Raw genomic sequence first — 17,081 nt, 5'->3', positions numbered from 1 at the left:
GTTCATACGCCGGTCACGGCCGCCGGCTGCCCGTCACGGCCTATCACGGCCCCTCACGGCGGTCCGCGGGTGCCGGCGGCCCGGGGACCAGCACCTCGGCCACCGCCTGCTGGTACCGGAGTACGGCGTGCTCCGCGGCCCGCAGATCGCAGGGGGCGCTCCACAGCAGGCGGCGGGCCTGGTCGTACCGCTCGATGAGCAGCAGGTCCTCGCCGGCGCCGTGCCGCGAGACCTTGGCGCGGTAGGCGTCGAGCCGTCCGCGCAGCTCGGCGCGGACGGCGAGCGGGGCGGTGACGGCGGTCAGGGAGTCGCGGGCGCGGAGCAGTTCGTCGTCGGCGTGCTCCTCGAGGCTGTCCAGGAGCGGCGAGAGGCGGTGCCACTGGGCGGATCTTCGGTACTCGACGGCGGCGTTCAGCTGCTCGTGGAGGGCGGCGGACGGGGTGCTCACGGCGGGTACCTCGGAGGCGGCGATCTTGGCGAGGACCTCGCCCCGGGCGCTGCGGGCCTCGGTGAGGGTGCGGTCGGCGCGGGAGATGACGTCGCGGAGCCGGTGTAGCCGCTCGTCGACGTCGTCGCGTACGTGGAGCACCGCGTCGACCTCGCGGCGGATGTCCTCCAGGGTGCGGCCGGCCTCGTCGTAGCGGGCGGTGTCGGGGCGGCGGCCGGCGGTCCAGAAGGCCAGCGGGTCGGAGATGACCTGTTCACGCAGCGCGGCCAGGCCGGTGATCAGCTCTTCCAGGTCGTCGCCGGAGGGGTGGGCGCCGGGGCGGACCCCGATGGAGTGGGCGAGTGAGCGCACCCGCTGGACCTCGGCGGAGAGGAGGTCTATCCGGGCCGGGAGCGCGGACCAGACGGCGTCGGCGGCCGAGACCATCTCGATGGCCTGGGCGTACCAGCCGTTCATCCGTTCCAGGAGCTCATCGAGGCTGAGCTGCTCGCTGAGGCGGGCGGGGCCGGTGAGACCAGTGAGACTGGTGACGGTGTCGGGTAGGACGGAGCCCGCCACGGTGACGCCGGAGCCGCGCAGCAGGTCGGTGAGCTCGTTGAGCTCGCTCTGGGTGGGCCAGCGCCGTCGGCGGCGCAGCGCACGGGCGCTGGCGAGGGCGTCGGTGTACGCGTCGAAGTGGGCCCACAGCAGGGAGATGGCCTGCTCGGTGGCGGCCCAGCGCTCCTTCGTGGTGCCGGTGAGGCCGGCGCCTTCCAGGAGCCTGCGGCCGGAGTGGTCCTGGAGCGCCAGCAGGGACGACTCGATGGCCTCGTGTTCCGCGCCGAGCCGTGCCAGCGCACGGTCCACGTCCTCTCGGCTCATCGCCGGTCCGGATGGTCCCGCGACCGCCATCGCACCTACTTTCCTGTCGTCTCAGTTGCCGGAGTAGAGCGGCTGGGGTGGGACCTGGCCGGGCAGATCGGCCTGGAGCCACTTACGGTACGCCTGCATCCAGGGGCTGCTGGAGCCGCCAGCGGTGTATTGCTGGAGCACTTGGTTGACGCGGCGGACCAGGTCCTTGTCGTTTTTGTTCATGGCCACGCCGTAGTACTCGGTGGTGACCCGTTTGCCCACCAGGTGTGTCGTCGGGTCCTGGGCGGCCTGGCCGGCTGCGAGAGCATTGTCGGTGAACACCGCGTCGACCTGGCCGAGCTGCATCCTGACCAGGCAGTCCAGCTGGTTCGGTACGAGCACGACGCGCGCTCCGTGGCCGTCCTCCTCGAGCTTGGTCTGGCCGGTCGATCCCTCCGCCGTGCAGACCTTCTTACCCTTCAGCGAGCCGTCGAACGCCGTGATGGACGACCCCTGTTTGGGGACGAGGAGTTGCTGCCCCGCCTCGAAGTAGGCGGCGGAGAAGAGCACCTGCTCCTGCTGGAGTCGCTGGCAGTTGATGGTCACGGTGCGCACCACCATGTCCACGTCACCCTTCCGGATCGCTTCAAAACGTTTCGCCGTCGGGACCGTCTTGTACGTGACCGCGTTGGCGTCCCCCAGGATGTCCTGGGCTATGGCCTTGACCAGGTCGATGTCGAAGCCGACGATGTTCCCGCTGGTCGGATCGCGGTAGCCCCACAGATAGCTGTTCTGGTCGACGCCGACGACCAGCTTGCCGCGCCTGATGATCCGCTGGACCGACGTGCCGCTCGCGCCGGACGGCGGGAGGCTCGCCTCGGGGTGGTCGCAGGTGTTCTGCGCCGACGCCTGCTGGACACTCGCCGTACTCTGGGCCTGCCGCACCGCGTCGTCGGCGGTGTCGTGCAGCGGCGCGGCCGTGGCGGCCACCGCCACCGCGCACGCGGCCGCCATCGCGGCCACTCCGCCCCAGCCGCGCCGGCGCCGTCCCCAGCCGTGAATGCGCGCCCAGCCGCGCCGATCGGCCCCGTCCATCGTCCGCCACCTTCCGCCGTTCACCGGTACTCCGACAGTCGTCGCCCGATGCCGAGCACCGCTCCCGTCGCGCCGAGCACGGCGAGCAGCGCGGCGCCCGCGCCGAGGCCGGTCAGCGCACCGCGCCCGGCGTTCGCGGCGTGCTGGAACTCCTGCTGCTCGTGGGCGACGGCCGCCTCGATGCTGGCGTCGACCCCGTCGAAGCAGATGCCGGTGTACTCCTTGGCCTGTTTGCCGCTCTTGAGATCGCCGCCGATTGTCTGCGCGACCGCGTCCTGATAGTTGCCCGAGTCGTCACTGGCGCGGGCCTTGCCGTTCAGAGCCCACCACGCCTGGGCGTCCTTCATCGCCGTCTTGATCGAATCGCGGCCTTTCGCGTCATTGGCGAGGGCGAGTGCCTGTGCCAGCAGGCCGGTACGGCCGTCCGCGTTCTTGCCCGCGAGTGACTGCATCCCGGAGCGGAACTCGTTGTCGTACTCCGCGCCGGCACCGCGGGCCACCAGCGTCAGGTTCTCGTCGCCGCGTGACTGCAATGACTCGATCCGCGCCTTGTTGAGCAGCGAGAGGGACTTGGCGCCCTGGTTATAGGAGGTGTCGAGCTGGAGGCGGGCCACACTGTGCCCGGCCACCAGCCACAACAGCACCACCGCGGTCGCCGCGGAGCCGGCCAGCAGCCCCTGGTTGAAGACCCGGTTCGTACGGTGGTAGCTGCGGCGCTGCGCCCAGACCAGGCCGCCGAGCGCCAGGACACCCAGTCCCCACGCGGCCCAGGGCAGGGCCTTGGCACGCCGGTAGTCGTCGTTGAGCCGGGCCGTCTCGAGGTCCCAGAGCTTCTTGGCCGCGGGCAGGATCGTGTTGCTCATCTGCCCGTTGGCGTATCGCAGATAGGCGCCGCCCAGCGGCAGTCCCTGCTTGTTGTTGGCGCGGGCCGTCTCGACCAGCCCGGTATAGACCGGCAGTTGCCTGTTCAGCAGCTCTATCTCGGCGCGGGCCTCTTCGGAACCGGAGGTCTTGGCGGCGGCGTCCGCGATGTTCCTGGACGCGAGGGCGATGTCGTTCTCGTACCGCTGCCGCACCGCGCGCGGCTCCAGGCCGCCCGCGAGGAAGCCATCGGCGGCGGTGGTGTCCGCGTCGGCGAGGGAGCGGTAGATGTCGGCGGCCTGTGCGCTCAGCGGCTCGCTGCGGTTGACCACATCGTCCGCCGCGGCGGACCGGTCGGCGACCTGCCAGGCGGTGACCGTGCCGAAGGCGACCAGCAGCAGCGCGAGCAGCGAGCCGATGATCCGCAGCCGCCCCGGCTCGGTCATCCCCGCCGTCCGCAGCCGGCCGGGCACTTCGGCCCATGCCCGCTGCCGTTGATGCGGCCGGTGCGGATCCGGCGCGGGTGGCACCGCGACCGGTGTAGGTGTGTGCGTCAACTGAGCCTCCCCCCAGGTCTATCCCCTGGCCAGCAGTATGGCGGCAGGCACTGACATCCAACCAGGGATCACGCGCAGCGCGGGTGTTCGGTTCCGGGAAGGTTGTCCTCAATCGTCGGACAGGCAGGATCTGACCGGTACCGGACGCCTCAGCTACCCGCGTAGTGCGCCCGCAGACGGGCATGAGCCTCGGCCGGGGCGCCGGTGCGGTCCAGGCCGAGCAGAGCCGCGCCCAGCACCGGAGGGGCGGTGACGACCCGGATCACGGCCTTGGGCGCCCTTACGGCGAGGCGTTCGGCGATGCCGTTGAGCAGGAGCGGGCGGCGGGCGGCGAGGACCCCGCCGCCGAGGACCACCTCGGCTTCGTCGTGGAGCAGATCGAGGCGGGTCAGGGCGACGGTGGCCATGGCGACGATCTCGTCGGCCTGGCGGTCGACGATGGCGCGCGCGACGGGGTCGCCGGATTCGGCGGTGCTGAAGAGGACGGAGGTGAGCTCGTGCTTGCGGGAGGGCGGCACCTGCCCCAGATGCAGGGCCCCGATGAGGGCGTACATGGAGGTCAGGCCGAAGTGCTCGGGGAGGGCGGTGGCGAGGGCGGTCGGGCCGCCGCGGCCGTCCTCGGCGCGGGCGGCCCACCACAGGGCCTCCTCGGCGAGGAAGGCGCCGCCGCCCCAGTCGCCGGAGATCCGGCCGATCGCGGGAAAGCGGGCGGTACGGCCGTCGGGGAGCATGCCGACGCAGTTGATGCCGGCGCCGCACACCACCGCGACGCCGCGGGGTTCGTCGACGCCGGCCCGGAGGACGGCGAAGGTGTCGTTGGCGACATGGGTGCTCAGGCCCCAGCCACGGTCGTGGACGGCGATTTCCAGTTGCTGTTCCTCCACCGGCAGATCGCAGTTGGCGAGACAGGCCGACACATGTCCGGCCAGCGGGGAGCCGTCCAGCGGCAGCCCCGCCTCGGCCGCCGCCCGTTCGACGATCCGGGCGAGGCCCGCTACGGCGGTCTCCGTACCGACCACCGGGGGGTTGAATCCGCCGCCGCGGGCGGCGCCGAGCACCGACCCGTCGGCGGCGACGATCGCCACGTCCGTCTTGCTGTTGCCCGCGTCGATGGCGAGGACCAGCGGACTGGTCAGGCGGTTCACCAAGGCCTGCCCTGTGGAGTCGTGGCGGGGGCCCGGGGCCGGTCCCGCGGGGGATTTCAGCGGGCCCACGCCAGATGCTCCCGGTTGTGTGCGATCAGACGGTCGGTCAGGGCGTCGGCGTACTCGTACTGGCCGATGAGGGGGTGGGAGAGGAGGGCCTTGAACACACGGTCGCGACCGCCGTGGAGGGCGGCTTCGAGGGCGAGGTCCTCGTAAGCGGTGACATTGGCGACCAGGCCGGCGTAGAGGGGATCCAGGGGAGGGACCGGCAGGGGTGCGGTGCCGGAGGCGCCGACGGTCGCCGGGACCTCGATCACGGCGTTGTCGGGGAGGAAGGGCAGGGTGCCGTTGTTGTAGGTGTTGACGACCTGTACGTCGCCTGTGTCGCGGAGCAGGGAGGAGGCCAGGGCGACCGCCGCCTCGGAGTAGAAGGCCCCGCCGCGCTTGGCGAGCAGCTCCGGCTTCTCCGCCAGTGCCGGATCGGCGTACATGTCCAGCAACTGGGCCTCGATGGCGGCGACCTCGGCCGCGCGGGAGGGCTTTGTCCTCAGCTCCCGCACGACCTCGTCATGGGCGTAGAAGTAGCGCAGATAGTACGAGGGGACGACGCCGAGCCGGTCAAGGATCGTACGTGGCAGATGCAGGTCGGCGGCGATCGCGTCGCCGTGCCCGGCGAGCAGCCGGGGCAGGACGTTCTCGCCGCCGGGGCCGCCGATCCGTACCGCGCGTTCCCAGGTGAGGTGGTTCAGGCCCACATGGTCCAGGTGGACCTCTCCAGGAGTGACGTCGAGCAGTGCGGCGAACTTCCGCTGGAAGCCGATCGCCACATTGCAGAGCCCGACCGCCTTGTGCCCGGCCTGGAGCAGGGCGCGGGTCATGATGCCGACCGGATTGGTGAAGTCGATGATCCAGGCGTCCGGCGCGGCTTCACGCACGCGCTCGGCGATGTCCAGGACGACCGGGACGGTACGGAGGGCCTTGGCCAGCCCGCCCGCGCCGGTGGTCTCCTGGCCGACGCAGCCGCACTCCAGCGGCCAGGTCTCGTCCTCGTTGCGTGCGGCCTGGCCGCCGACCCGCAGCTGGAGCAGTACGGCGCCGGCGTCCCGGACGCCGGCGTCCAGGTCGGAGGTGACGGTGATGGTGCCGGGATGGCCCTGCCGGGCGAAGATCCGCTTGGCCAGGCCCCCGACCAGATCCAGCCGCTGCGCGGCGGGATCGATGAGTACGAGTTCGTTCACCGGCAGGGTGTCACGCAACCGGGCGAAGCCGTCGATGAGTTCCGGCGTATAGGTGGATCCGCCACCCACTACGGCGAGCTTCACCATGGGTTTCCTTTCGGTGAGGTGATGCGTTGTTCCGGGCATCGGCCCGGACGTTCGGCCGGGGCGCGCGGAGTGCCCGCGCGCCCCGGTGGCTCAGCCCTTGACCCCCGTCAGGGTGACCCCCTCGATGAAGGCCCTCTGGGCGAAGAAGAAGACGACGATGACGGGCGCCATGACCAGCACGGTCGCGGCCATCGTCAGATTCCAGTCGGTGTGGTGGGTGCCCTTGAACTGCTCCAGACCGTACGAGAGAGTCCACGCCGCCGGGTTGTCGCTCGCGTAGATCTGCGGCCCGAAGTAGTCGTTCCAGCAGTAGAAGAACTGGAAGAGGGCCACCGCGGCGATCGCCGGCTTCGCCATCGGCACCACGACCCGGAGCATGGTGCGAAAGTCGCCGCACCCGTCGACCTTCGCCGCGTCCGTGTATTCCTTGGGGATCGTCAGCAGGAACTGCCGCAACAGGAAGATGGTGAACGCGTCGCCGAAGGCGAGCGGGATGATCAGCGGCCACAAGGTGCCGGACAATTGCAGCTGCTTGGCCCAGAACAGATACATCGGGACGATGGTGACCTGCGGGGGCAGCATCATCATCGAGATGACCAGCATCATCGCCACATTGCGGCCCCGGAAGCGGAACTTGGCGAGCGCGTACGCCACCGGCAGGCTGGAGAGGACCGACAGGACAGTCCCGAGCCCGGCGTAGATCAGCGTATTGCGCCACCACGTCAGAAACCCGGGCGTGTTCCATACGGTGCCGAAATTGCCCCACTCCCAGGTCTTCGGCCACAGGTCGCGGGTGAGCGCCTGGTTGTCGCTCATCACCCCGGTGAGGAAGACGAAGACGAACGGCAGGACGAAGAAGAGCGCGGCGGCGATGCCGAGCGAGTGGACCGCGATCCAGTTGAGCGCGGCCTTGCGGTCGTGGGCCCGCTTGGCGCGGGTGGAGGTGGCGGCCGCTGCGGGAGCGGCCTCAGGGGCGAGGGTCGCGTGGGTCATGGGGATCAGTCCTCCGCCGACAGGAAGCCGTTGCGGCGGCGCATCAGGAGTGCGGTGAAGGCCATGGACAGGGCGAAGAGGACGAGAGCGATCACGCACGCGGAGCCGGTGTCGAAGCGCTGGAAGCCCAGGTTGTAGACGAGCTGGGGGAGGGTGAGGGTGGACTGCCCGGGGTAGCCGGGCTCGAACTGCTGGCCGGAGCCGCCGATGACGCCGCTGGCGACCTTTCCGGCGACCAGAGGCTCCGTGTAGTACTGCATGGTCTGGATCACTCCGGTGACGACCGCGAACATCACTATCGGCGAGATGTTCGGGAGCGTCACATACCGGAAACGGGACCAGCGTCCGGTGCCGTCGAGCTCGGCGGCCTCGTACTGCTCCTTGGGGACGTCGAGGAGCGCGGCCATGAAGATGACCATGAGGTCGCCGATGCCCCAGAGCGCCAGCAGGGTGAGCCCGGGCTTTGACCAGTTCGGGTCGTTGAACCAGCCGGGCTGGGGCAGGCCGAGTTTGCCCAGAAGGCTGTTGACCGGGCCGGTGCCCGGGTTGAGGAGGAAGGCGAAGGCCATGGTGGCGGCGACGGGCGGGGCCAGGTAGGGCAGATAGAAGGCGGTGCGGAAGAAGCCCGCGCCCGTCTTGATCTTGGTGATGAGCAGGCCGATGCCGAGGCCGAAGGCGACCCGCAGGGTCACCATCACCACGACCAGCCAAAGGGTGTTGCGCAGGGCGGGCCAGAAGAAGGGGTAGTCGTTGAAGACGTACGACCAGTTCCTGGTGCCGTTCCAGGTGGGGGAGGAGAAGCCGTCGTACTTCATGAAGGAGAAGTAGACGGTCGAGATCAGCGGGTAGGCGAAGAAGACGCCGAAGCCGATCAACCAGGGGGAGAGGAAGGCGAGATTGCGCAGTGCCTCGCGGCGCTTCTTCGCCCTCAGCAGGGGGTGGACGGTCATTGTCGCGCTCATCACTTGGCCTGCGCGATGTCCTTGTCGACCTGTGTGTCGACACCCTTGAGTCCGGCCGCGAGATCGGGCTGCTTACCGGATTCGTTGGCGTATCCGAAGTCCTGCAAAGTCAGCTGATATGCGCCGCCATTGACACTGGCAGGAGTGGTGGTGCTATTGGCGTTCTGCGCGATCGCGACGAAGGTCCGGAAGTTCGGGTCCTTGTCGAGCTGCGGGGACTTCAGGGCGGCGAAGGTGGACGGAACATTGTGGATGGCGTTGGCGAAGCTGACGACCGCGTCGGTGTCCGTGGTCATGAATTTCACCAGTTCCCAGGCGGCGTTCTTCTTCGCGCTGGTGTTGGCGACGCCGATGATCGTGCCGGTGGTGTAGCCCTTGCCGTAGGTGCCGGCCTGGTCATCGGGGACCGGGAAGGGCGCGACGCCGATCCCGAACTTGACGCCCGCGTCCTTGGTCATGCTCGCCCGCCACTCGCCATCGATGGCCATGGCCACCTGGCCGGTCTGGAAGGGGTTCTTGGCGCCGAACTCGTCACCGAAGGTCGTCCGGTACTTCTCCAGCTTCGTGAAGCCGCCGAGCGACTTCACCATGTCCTGTTGCCACTTGAACATCGCGGTGAAGCCGGGGTCCTTGGCGACGTCGGACTTGCCGTCGGCGTCGAAGTACTTGTTGCTCCACTGGGCGCCGAGGTGGGTGACGGTGGACTCGTAGCCGTGCCAGTCGGGCATGTAGCCCAGCTGGGAGTACGAGTCGCCCTTGGACTTCGTCAGCCTGACCGCGTCGGCCTTGAACTCCGACAGCGTTCTGGGCGGGGAGGTGATCCCGGCGTCCTTGAAGGCGGCCTTGTTGTAGTAGAGGCCGTAGGCGTCGCCGAGCAGCGGCAGGGCGCAGCGCGTGCCCTGGAACTGCGTGTAATCCAGCATCGGCTTGGGGAAGGTCTTCGCGGCGTCGATGCCGGACTTCTTCAGGTAGGGGGTGAGGTCCGCGAAGGCATGCGAGGAGCAGAACTTGCCGACGTTGTCGGTCGTGAAGGACGACACGACATCCGGGGCGTTGGCCCCGCCGGCCCGCAGCGCCTGGTTGATCTTGTCGTCGGTGATGTTGCCCTGCACCTTGACATGGATGTTGGGGTGCACCTTTTCGAACGCCTTGACGTTGGCGTTGATCGCCTGCACCTCGTTGGCCGCGGTCCAGCCGTGCCAGAAGGTGATCGTCACGTCCTTGTTGGGGTTGTCGGTGGCTGTGTTGTTGCTGGAGCCCGTACACGCGCTCGCCAGCAGGGATATCGCTGCGGTGGCCGCTATGGCGGCTGCCGCCTTCTGGAGACGGGACACTGCGCTTCCTCCGGGGGGACGGTTGAAGGGTGTGCGAGGCCTGCGGGCGGGCCGGATGGCCCGTCCGTTGCGGGTGTGTGCGGGTGTCTGTCAGCGGGAGGTGTCGAACACCTCGTCGCGGGTGGTGGCGAGGGCGCTCTGCAGCGCCCCGCACAGGACGGGGTGTTCCCGGACCGCGCCGAGCAGCAGCCGGGGCCGGGGCACCGCCAGCTCGGCCAGCTCGGCCTGGACCAGGGAGCGCAGCGGTTCTCCTCCGGCGGCGATCACTCCGCCGGACAGGACGATCAGTTCGGGGTCCAGCACGGTCACGAGCGAGGCGAGCCCGACGGCGAGGCCGGTCGCGAAGCGGTGCAGCAGCTCCGCGTGCGGCCCGGTCTCGGCCCCGGCCGCTTCGGTGAGCAGCGCGGAGGCCGCGTCGGCGAGCGGTCCCGGCGCGGGTTCGAGGCCCAGTTCGCGGGCGACGCGCAGCACCGCGTTACAGCCGGCCAGCTCCTGGAAGCCGCCCCCGTTGGCCTTGGCGACCTGCCGGACGAGGGGGGTGCCCGGCACCGGCATGAAGCCGACCTCGCCGGCGCCGCCGGTCCAGCCGCGGTGGAGGCGGCCCCCGATGACGATGGCGGCGCCGATGCCCTCCTCGTTCCAGAGGAGTACGAAGTCCTCGTGCGAGCGGGCGGCGCCCAGCCGCTGCTCGGCGATCGCGACGAGGTTCACGTCGTTGTCGTACTCCAGGGGGACGGGGATCGCGGCGGCCAGCTCTTCCAGGAGGGTGGGGGAGTGCCAGCCGGGGAGGTGCCGGGCATAGCGCAGCCGGCCGGTGGCGGGGTCGAAGGCGCCGGGCGTGCCGATGACGGCCCGGTGCAGGTCGGTGCGGTGCAGTCCGGCTGCTTTGGCCGCGCCGTCGAGCGCCTGGACGATCTGCTCCACGGTGTCCTGGGTGCGGCGGCGGCCCGGGGTGGACAGTTCGTACTCGCCGACGGTCGCACCGGTGATGTCGGCGACGGCGGCCCGGATCCGCCCGGTGGTCGCGTCCAGCCCGGCGACGTGCGCGGCGGCGGGATTGACCCCGTACAGCTGGGCGTTGGGCCCCGGGCGCCCGGCGGTGGTGCCGGTGGCGACGACGAGTCCGGCCGCTTCGAGCCGGGAGAGCAGCTGGGAGGCGGTCGGTTTGGAGAGCCCGGTGAGTTTGCCGATCCGGGTCCGGGACAGCGGGCCGTGCTCCAGCAGGAGGTCGAGCGCGGCCCGGTCGTTCATGGCGCGCAGCACGCGCGGTGTTCCTGGGGTACCGGCCATGCGCGTCATCCTCCCGCACGAGTGCGGCTGCGCCGCGCGCTTCCTCTAACTATTAGGAAAGGTTCCTATCCGTTCAGGGGAAAATAAGGCCCGCTCAGCCGTCCGTCAAGGGATTCCGGCCATGAGGCGGCCGAAATGTTATTGGCGCCCACGCAGGGGCCGCCGGCAGCCGCTCACGGGTGCGCGTTACTTATTACGGGCGTTCGAGCCGCCGGAGGACGGCTGCTGGACCGGCTGCGCGGCCTCCGCCTGCGGCGACGAGGGGCCTGAATGCGCCGCCGGGGCGGCCACCTCGGCGGGCCCCTCTTCCGCCTCGGCGATGGGCATTCCGCCGACGATCGTGATCCCGGCTGCGTCGAAGGCCTTCTTGATCCGCCAGCGCAGCTCACGTGCCACCGGCGCCGCCTTGCCCGGCATGGTCTTGGCCTGCGCCTGGATGACGACCGAGTCCGCGGCAACCGATTCCAGGCCCAGCACCTCGACCGGCTCCCACAGCGCCTCGTCCCACGGCTGGCTCTTCATCATCTCCTCCGCCGCCGAGATGATCACCGCACGGGCCCGCTCCACGTCCTCGCGATAGCCGACCTGCACATCCACGATCGCCGTCGCCCAGCCTTGGCTGAGGTTGCCGATCCGCTTGACCTCGCCGTTCCGGACGTACCAGATCTCGCCATTGTCACCGCGCAGCTTGGTCACCCGCAGCCCGACCTCGATCACGGTGCCGCTGGCCACCCCGGCGTCGATCACATCGCCGACGCCGTACTGGTCCTCAAGGATCATGAAGACGCCGGACAGGAAATCCGTCACCAGGTTGCGCGCCCCGAAACCGATCGCGACGCCGGCGACTCCCGCGCTGGCCAGCAACGGAGCCAGATTGATCTGCAGCACCGACAGCACCGTCAGTGCCGCCGTGCCAAGGATCACAAAAGACGCGACGCTCCGCAGCACCGAGCCGATCGCCTCACTGCGCTGCCGCCGCCGCTCCGCGTTGACCAGCAGCCCGCTCAGGGCGGTGGAGGTGGCCGTCGCGGCCTCCACACCCCGGTTCATCCGCTCGATCAGCTTGCTGATCGTCCGCCGGACCACACTGCGCACCACCAGCGCGATCACCACGATCAGCAGGATTCGCAGGCCCGCCTCAAGCCATCCGGCCCAGTTCTGCCCTATGTAGTCCGCCGCATTGGTGGCGGACTTCTGGGCGTCGCCGACAGTGGCGGGTGTGGATGGGCCGGGCGCGGTGGACGCGGACACAGGGAAACCTCCGGTAGGGCAGGTCAACCACACTAACGGGCGACGACGGGTGCCTCGTTGTCATGTTCGAGGGAGAAGCGGCCTCAACAGGGGGATGAAAGAGCTGTGGTCAAAAACACTTCATCTCCGTTACCCGGACGTGGTGGCGCTTCGGCCAGCCTTCCGGGGACACTGTGGGGAGATCGTCCCGGCGCGAGCCACGCGCCGCCGGCGTATAAGGAGGCACCCGTGCCGCATGTCCTGGTACTCAACGCGTCGTACGAGCCCCTCGGCGTCGTACCGCTCCGCCGTGCGCTCATCCTCGTACTTAACAAGAAGGCTGTGTGCCTCGAGGAATCCGGCGCCTATATGCACAGCGCGACCCGGGCGCTCCCCGCGCCCAGTGTTGTAAAACTCACGAAGTTCGTGCGAGTTCCCTTTCGCGGCCCTGTGCCACTGACCCGGCGGGCCCTGTTCGCCCGGGACGGCGGCAAGTGCGCGTACTGCGGAGGCGCCGCAACCAGCGTCGACCACGTGATCCCGCGCAGCCGCGGAGGCCAGCACACGTGGGACAACGTGGTCGCCGCGTGTCGTAGGTGCAACCACGTCAAGGCCGACCGCCATATCGCCGAGCTCGGCTGGGGGATGCGCCATCAACCGGCGCCGCCCTCCGGTCTGGCCTGGCGGATCATCGGGACCGGGCATAGGGACCCGCGCTGGCTGCCATACCTGCAGCCATTCGGCGCGGACGACGCGATGGCCCGGATAGACGGCATATCTGCCTGATATCCGGGCCTTCATGTTGTGACGTGGGCACAGAGACGTGGGCACAGAGGGGCCCCGAACCGCTCCCCCGCGGTGGTTCGGGGCCCCGTCCTGCCCGGCGTGGCCGGGCCTATCCTGGTCCGATGGCCGAACCACATGAGCTGTCCATGGTGCGGCAGGCGGCCGCCATCCGGAGCCGGGAGCTCTCGCCGGTCGAGCTGACCGCGCACTACCTGGAGCGGATCGACCGGATCGACGGCACCCTCGGCGCGTACCTCACCGTGACGCCAGAGCGGGCTCTCGACGACGCGAAACGCGCGGAGCGCCTCGTGCTGGACGGCGGTGAGCTCCCGCCGCTGCTCGGTGTGTCCGTACCGGTGAAGGATCTGACCCCTGTCGCGGGCATCCGGTTCACCTCCGGATCCGCCGCCTTCGCGGACCGTGTCGCGGACAGCGGCACCCCGCTCACCGACCTCCTGCGGGCCGCCGGCACGGTGCTTCTCGGCAAGACCAACACGCCCGAGTTCGGCCTCCCCGCCTACACAGAGGGCCGGGTCGGCCCGCCCGCCCGTACCCCGTACGACCTGACGCGCGGCGCCGGCGGCAGCAGCGGTGGCGCGGCCGTGGCGGTGGCCGCCGGGCTGGCCTCGGCCGCGCACGGCAGCGACGGCGGCGGCTCGATCCGGATCCCCGCGAGCTGCTGCGGAGTCGTCGGCCTCAAGCCCAGCCAGGGCGTGGTGGTCGCCGGGCCCGGCCGGGACGTCAGCGACCTGGTCAGCGACGGTCCGATCGCCCGCACTGTGCGCGACGCGGCGGCGCTGCTCGATGTCATGGCCGTCCCCGACCCCGGGCGCCGGTCCTTCCTCGACTGGTGCGACCACGAGCCCGTCCGGCTCCGTATCGCCCGCTGGGCCGCACCCGACGTGCCGGGCGTGCACGTGGACCCGCAAGTACTCGAGGCCTACGAGAAGGCCTCCGCCCTGCTCGCCGGACTCGGCCACGACATCATCGACATCCCCCAGCCGCTCGCCCCCGGCGACCGCCAGGCCTTCGACCCCGTATGGGCCGTCCTCGCCGCGCTGCCCCCCGTCCCGCCCGAGCGCGAGAGTGAACTCATGCCGCTCACCCGGTGGCTCCGCGAGCGCGGACGGGCCGTGACCGGCCTCGACTACGCGGGCTCTCTCGGGGCGCTCCGGGCCGTGGGCCGCAAGCTCGCGGACGCCGTCGCGCCCTACGACGCAGTCCTCACCCCCACCCTCGCCCAGCTCCCGGCTCCCCTCGGGGCCCTCCGCGATGACTCCGACCCGGCCGCCGACTTCGCCGCCCAACTCGCGTTCACCCCCTTCACCGCGCCGTTCAACATCGCCGGGCTCCCCGCCATCTCCCTCCCTCTCCACCACACCCCCGCCGGCCTCCCCATCGGCACCATGCTCGCCGCCCCTCACCGCGCCGACGGCCCCCTCCTCGCCCTCGCCGCCCAGGCGGAGGCTGCAGGGCCTCCGGCGCGTTTTCCGCCGCTCACTCACCTGTTTCCCGGTAACGCGCCGTGACCGACGGCTGAAGCCGCGCATCCCTGGCCTGCGCCCCCCGGGCAGGGATGGCGCCGCACGCAGTGGGTATGGCTGACGTGTCCGATGCCGCCGACCCCCGGAGGGCCAAGTGGAGCGGGAGCACGAGTGCGGGCGGACCGAGCCGCCGTTGACGAGTGAGCCGCCGCTGTTGACGAGCGAGCCGGCGGCCGGCGCGGGGGCGGCGGACATCTGATGCAAGGCGAAGCACAGGCACAGGGGAAGGCGCAGCCGCAGCCGTTGGACCGGCTGGCGGGGGTGCATGGGGTGGCGACGACGTACCGGCCGTCGCCGCGGGCGGTGGTGGCGGTGCCGGAGGAGACGGTGGTCGCGGTGCTGGCGGCCCTGGGGGTGGACGCGTCGACGCCCAGCGCCGTACGGGAGGCGCTGGCGGCGCATGAACAGCGGCAGCGGAATCAGCTGCTGCCGCGCAATGTGGTCGTCAGGGCGGGGCGGCGGACCCGGCCGGAGGGGCTGGAGGGGTTGCCGGAGGGGACGGTGCTGAGAGTCGGGGAGCGGGGGTGGGATCCGACACGCCCGGACGGGCTGGAAGTCGGCAGATATGTGCTGCGTGCCCAGGCACCGGATGGCCGCACGGCGAACGCGCAGCTGATTGTGGCGCCGGAGCGGCTCGCGGGCCCGAGCGCACGGAGTTTCGGATTCATGGCGCAGCTCTACTCCGTGCTCTCGGAACGCTCCTGGGGGATGGGCGACCTCGGCGATCTCGCCGACCTCGCGGCCTGGGCGGGCCGCGGGCTGCACGCGGGGTTCCTGCAGGTCAATCCGCTGCACGTGGCGGTGCCTGGCGGCCCGGGGCAGCCGACGGATCCGTCGCCGTACCGGCCGTCGTCGCGCCACTTCCCGGACCCGGTGTATCTGCGGGTGGAGGAGGTGCCGGAGTACGCGTACCTGGAGCCGGCGGACCGGGAGCGGGCCGCGGAGCTCCTGGTCAAGGCGGCTACGCTGCGCGACTCGGTGCTGCAGAAGGACGCGCTGATCGACCGGGACGCGGTGTGGGAGCTGAAGCGTGAGGCGCTGACGCTGGTACGGAAGGTGCCGCTGAGCCCCGGCAGGAGGGCGGCGTACTGCGATTTTCTGGCGGAGCAGGGCCAGCCGCTGGACGACCACGCCACCTGGTCGGCGCTCGCGGAGATTCACGGCCCGGACTGGCACGGCTGGCCGGCCGGGCTGCGCGATCCGCGGTCGCCGCAGGTGGCGAGGGCCCGCAGCGGCCATCTGGGCCAGGTGGACTTCCACTGCTGGCTGGCATGGCTGACCGACAGCCAGCTGGGAGCGGCGCAGCAAGCGGCGCGGGACGCCGGGATGGCGGTCGGGATCGTGCACGACCTGGCGGTGGGGGTGCATCCTTCGGGGTCCGACGCCTGGGCGATGCAGGACGCGCTGGCGAAGGGCATGTCGGTCGGTGCGCCGCCGGACGCGTTCAATTCGCGGGGCCAGGACTGGGGTCTGCCGCCATGGCGGCCGGACGCGCTGGACGCGACGGGGTACGCCCCGTTCCGGGAGTTGCTGCGGGGTGTGCTGCGGCATGCCGGGGGACTGCGGATCGACCATGTGATGGGGCTGTTCCGGCTGTGGTGGGTGCCGGAGGGGCGGCCGCCGACGGAGGGGTGTTACGTCCGTTACGACGCGGAGGCGATGCTCGGCGTGCTGGCGCTGGAGGCGCACCGGGCGGGGGCGGTGGTGATAGGCGAGGACCTGGGCACGGTCGAGCCGGGCGTACGGGAGCGGTTGGCGGACCGGGGTGTGCTCGGGACGTCGGTGCTGTGGTTCGAGCGGAACTATGAAGGAGAGGGCGCGGACGGCCGTCCGTTGCGGCCGGAGGCGTGGCGTGCCGGGAGCCTGGCCACCGTGACGACGCATGACCTGCCGAGCACGGCGGCCAGGCTGACCGGTGAGCATGTGGAGCTGCGGCACCGGCTGGGGCTGCTGAACCGTCCGCTGGCGGAGGAGCAGGCCGAGGACGCGGTCGAGGTCGCCGAGTGGCTGGCGCTGCTGGGGCGGCTGGGACTGCTGCCGGAGGGGGCGGGCGACGAGGAGGCGGCGGTCAAGGCCGTCCACCGCTTCCTGGCCAGGACCCCGGCGCGGATGCTGGGCATCTGGCTGCCGGACGCGGTCGGCGACCGCCGTCCGCAGAATCTGCCGGGCACCTCGGACCAGTACCCCAACTGGCGGCTGCCGATCGCGGACGCGCAGGGCCGTCCCGTCACGATCGAGCAGCTCGCCGCGTCACCGCGGCTGCATGCCCTGGTGGAGGATGTACGGGCCGCGCTGGTGGCGAACGCCCCCCAGCAGCCATAAGGCCACCCCGGACGCGCGGTCCTGGAGGGCGCCGGGTACGTTGTTTCCGTGAGCAAAATGGTCAACAAGAACGCCCTGCGCGCCGGAGCCATCACCGCTGGTACGACGCTGATGCTGCTGATGTCGTCCCCCGCGTTCGCTCTCACCAGGGGCGACGACCCGGGCCCCGGTCTGAACGTCTTCCAGACCCTGGGCCTCTTCGTGGCGACCCCGATCGCGCTTTTCGCGATCATCGCGGGCCTGGTCATCGTGACCGACAAGTCCCGCAAGAACCAGCAGGGCTGACCGCTCCGCCGCATACTCCCTCCGAGGGCGCCCCGAGGCCGTGGAAACGGGCCGAGGGCGTCCTCGTCGTACG

The 17,081-nt window shown here is 70.7% G+C and carries 14 protein-coding genes; 4 read left to right on the top strand and 10 right to left on the bottom strand.

The features are described 5' to 3' along the window. Positions 1–43 precede the first annotated feature (43 nt). The 10 genes from FCI23_RS00700 to FCI23_RS00650 form a co-directional block, all read right to left on the bottom strand. Positions 44–1,339, bottom strand: a complete 1,296-nt coding sequence (locus FCI23_RS00700) for a hypothetical protein (RefSeq protein ID WP_136721444.1) — start codon at positions 1,337–1,339, stop codon at positions 44–46. 21 nt (positions 1,340–1,360) lie between these two features. Continuing rightward, positions 1,361–2,374: a glutamate ABC transporter substrate-binding protein gene (locus FCI23_RS00695; protein ID WP_136721443.1), complete on the bottom strand. Its 1,014-nt coding sequence runs from the start codon at positions 2,372–2,374 to the stop codon at positions 1,361–1,363. 20 nt (positions 2,375–2,394) lie between these two features. Further along, the gene (locus tag FCI23_RS56065; RefSeq protein ID WP_169316647.1) at positions 2,395–3,792 is read right to left on the bottom strand and encodes a hypothetical protein; all 1,398 of its coding nucleotides are present in this window, start codon (positions 3,790–3,792) and stop codon (positions 2,395–2,397) included. Between the two features lie 149 nt (positions 3,793–3,941). Next, on the bottom strand, positions 3,942–4,937 hold the full coding sequence (locus FCI23_RS00680) for an N-acetylglucosamine kinase (RefSeq protein WP_246143188.1): 996 nt from the start codon (positions 4,935–4,937) through the stop codon (positions 3,942–3,944). Between the two features lie 56 nt (positions 4,938–4,993). Next, positions 4,994–6,259, bottom strand: coding sequence for a 6-phospho-beta-glucosidase (locus tag FCI23_RS00675; RefSeq protein ID WP_136721696.1), 1,266 nt, complete (start codon positions 6,257–6,259; stop codon positions 4,994–4,996). Between the two features lie 93 nt (positions 6,260–6,352). Next, entirely contained in the window at positions 6,353–7,255 is a 903-nt protein-coding gene (locus tag FCI23_RS00670; RefSeq protein WP_136721440.1) for a carbohydrate ABC transporter permease, read from the bottom strand. Between the two features lie 5 nt (positions 7,256–7,260). Next, complete coding sequence (locus FCI23_RS00665; RefSeq protein ID WP_246143187.1) at positions 7,261–8,205, bottom strand: carbohydrate ABC transporter permease; 945 nt, start codon at positions 8,203–8,205, stop codon at positions 7,261–7,263. Between the two features lie 11 nt (positions 8,206–8,216). Next, positions 8,217–9,551, bottom strand: coding sequence for an ABC transporter substrate-binding protein (locus FCI23_RS00660; protein ID WP_136721438.1), 1,335 nt, complete (start codon positions 9,549–9,551; stop codon positions 8,217–8,219). A gap of 90 nt (positions 9,552–9,641) precedes the next feature. Then, positions 9,642–10,850, bottom strand: coding sequence for an ROK family transcriptional regulator (locus FCI23_RS00655; RefSeq protein ID WP_136721437.1), 1,209 nt, complete (start codon positions 10,848–10,850; stop codon positions 9,642–9,644). Positions 10,851–11,027: 177 nt separating this feature from the next. Then, positions 11,028–12,092 carry a mechanosensitive ion channel family protein gene (locus FCI23_RS00650; RefSeq protein WP_136721436.1) on the bottom strand — a complete coding sequence of 355 codons (1,065 nt, stop codon included), beginning with the start codon at positions 12,090–12,092 and terminating at the stop codon, positions 11,028–11,030. Between the two features lie 228 nt (positions 12,093–12,320). On the opposite strand from FCI23_RS00650, the gene FCI23_RS00645 reads away from it, so the two are divergent. The 4 genes from FCI23_RS00645 (at position 12,321) to FCI23_RS00630 (ending at position 17,008) form a co-directional block, all read left to right on the top strand. Continuing rightward, entirely contained in the window at positions 12,321–12,857 is a 537-nt protein-coding gene (locus tag FCI23_RS00645; protein WP_136721435.1) for an HNH endonuclease, read from the top strand. Positions 12,858–12,979: 122 nt separating this feature from the next. Next, positions 12,980–14,386 (top strand): amidase, encoded by a 1,407-nt coding sequence (locus FCI23_RS00640; RefSeq protein WP_169316646.1) that lies wholly within the window; start codon positions 12,980–12,982, stop codon positions 14,384–14,386. Between the two features lie 213 nt (positions 14,387–14,599). Continuing rightward, complete coding sequence (gene malQ, locus FCI23_RS00635; protein ID WP_136721434.1) at positions 14,600–16,723, top strand: 4-alpha-glucanotransferase; 2,124 nt, start codon at positions 14,600–14,602, stop codon at positions 16,721–16,723. A 57-nt stretch (positions 16,724–16,780) separates the two neighbouring features. Then, a complete protein-coding gene (locus FCI23_RS00630; protein ID WP_136721694.1) occupies positions 16,781–17,008 on the top strand; it encodes a hypothetical protein in 228 nt (75 codons plus the stop codon). The last annotated feature ends 73 nt before the right edge of the window (positions 17,009–17,081 follow it).

Source organism: Actinacidiphila oryziradicis (assembly GCF_005047355.1).
GTDB classification, from domain to species: Bacteria; Actinomycetota; Actinomycetes; order Streptomycetales; family Streptomycetaceae; genus Actinacidiphila; species Actinacidiphila oryziradicis.
The sequence above is the reverse complement of the archived record's forward strand: the minus strand, read 5'-3'. Positions and strand labels throughout refer to the sequence as shown.

What these genes read in the sequence shown, in the direction of transcription:
- FCI23_RS00700 (WP_136721444.1), bottom strand. Translation starts at nt 1,339, where the DNA reads ATGGCGGTCGCGGGACCATCCGGACCGGCGATGAGCCGAGAGGACGTG.
- FCI23_RS00695 (WP_136721443.1), bottom strand. Translation starts at nt 2,374, where the DNA reads ATGGACGGGGCCGATCGGCGCGGCTGGGCGCGCATTCACGGCTGGGGA.
- FCI23_RS00670 (WP_136721440.1), bottom strand. Translation starts at nt 7,255, where the DNA reads ATGACCCACGCGACCCTCGCCCCTGAGGCCGCTCCCGCAGCGGCCGCC.
- FCI23_RS00665 (WP_246143187.1), bottom strand. Translation starts at nt 8,205, where the DNA reads ATGACCGTCCACCCCCTGCTGAGGGCGAAGAAGCGCCGCGAGGCACTG.
- FCI23_RS00655 (WP_136721437.1), bottom strand. Translation starts at nt 10,850, where the DNA reads ATGACGCGCATGGCCGGTACCCCAGGAACACCGCGCGTGCTGCGCGCC.
- FCI23_RS00640 (WP_169316646.1), top strand. Translation starts at nt 12,980, where the DNA reads ATGGCCGAACCACATGAGCTGTCCATGGTGCGGCAGGCGGCCGCCATC.
- malQ (WP_136721434.1), top strand. Translation starts at nt 14,600, where the DNA reads ATGCAAGGCGAAGCACAGGCACAGGGGAAGGCGCAGCCGCAGCCGTTG.
- FCI23_RS00630 (WP_136721694.1), top strand. Translation starts at nt 16,781, where the DNA reads ATGGTCAACAAGAACGCCCTGCGCGCCGGAGCCATCACCGCTGGTACG.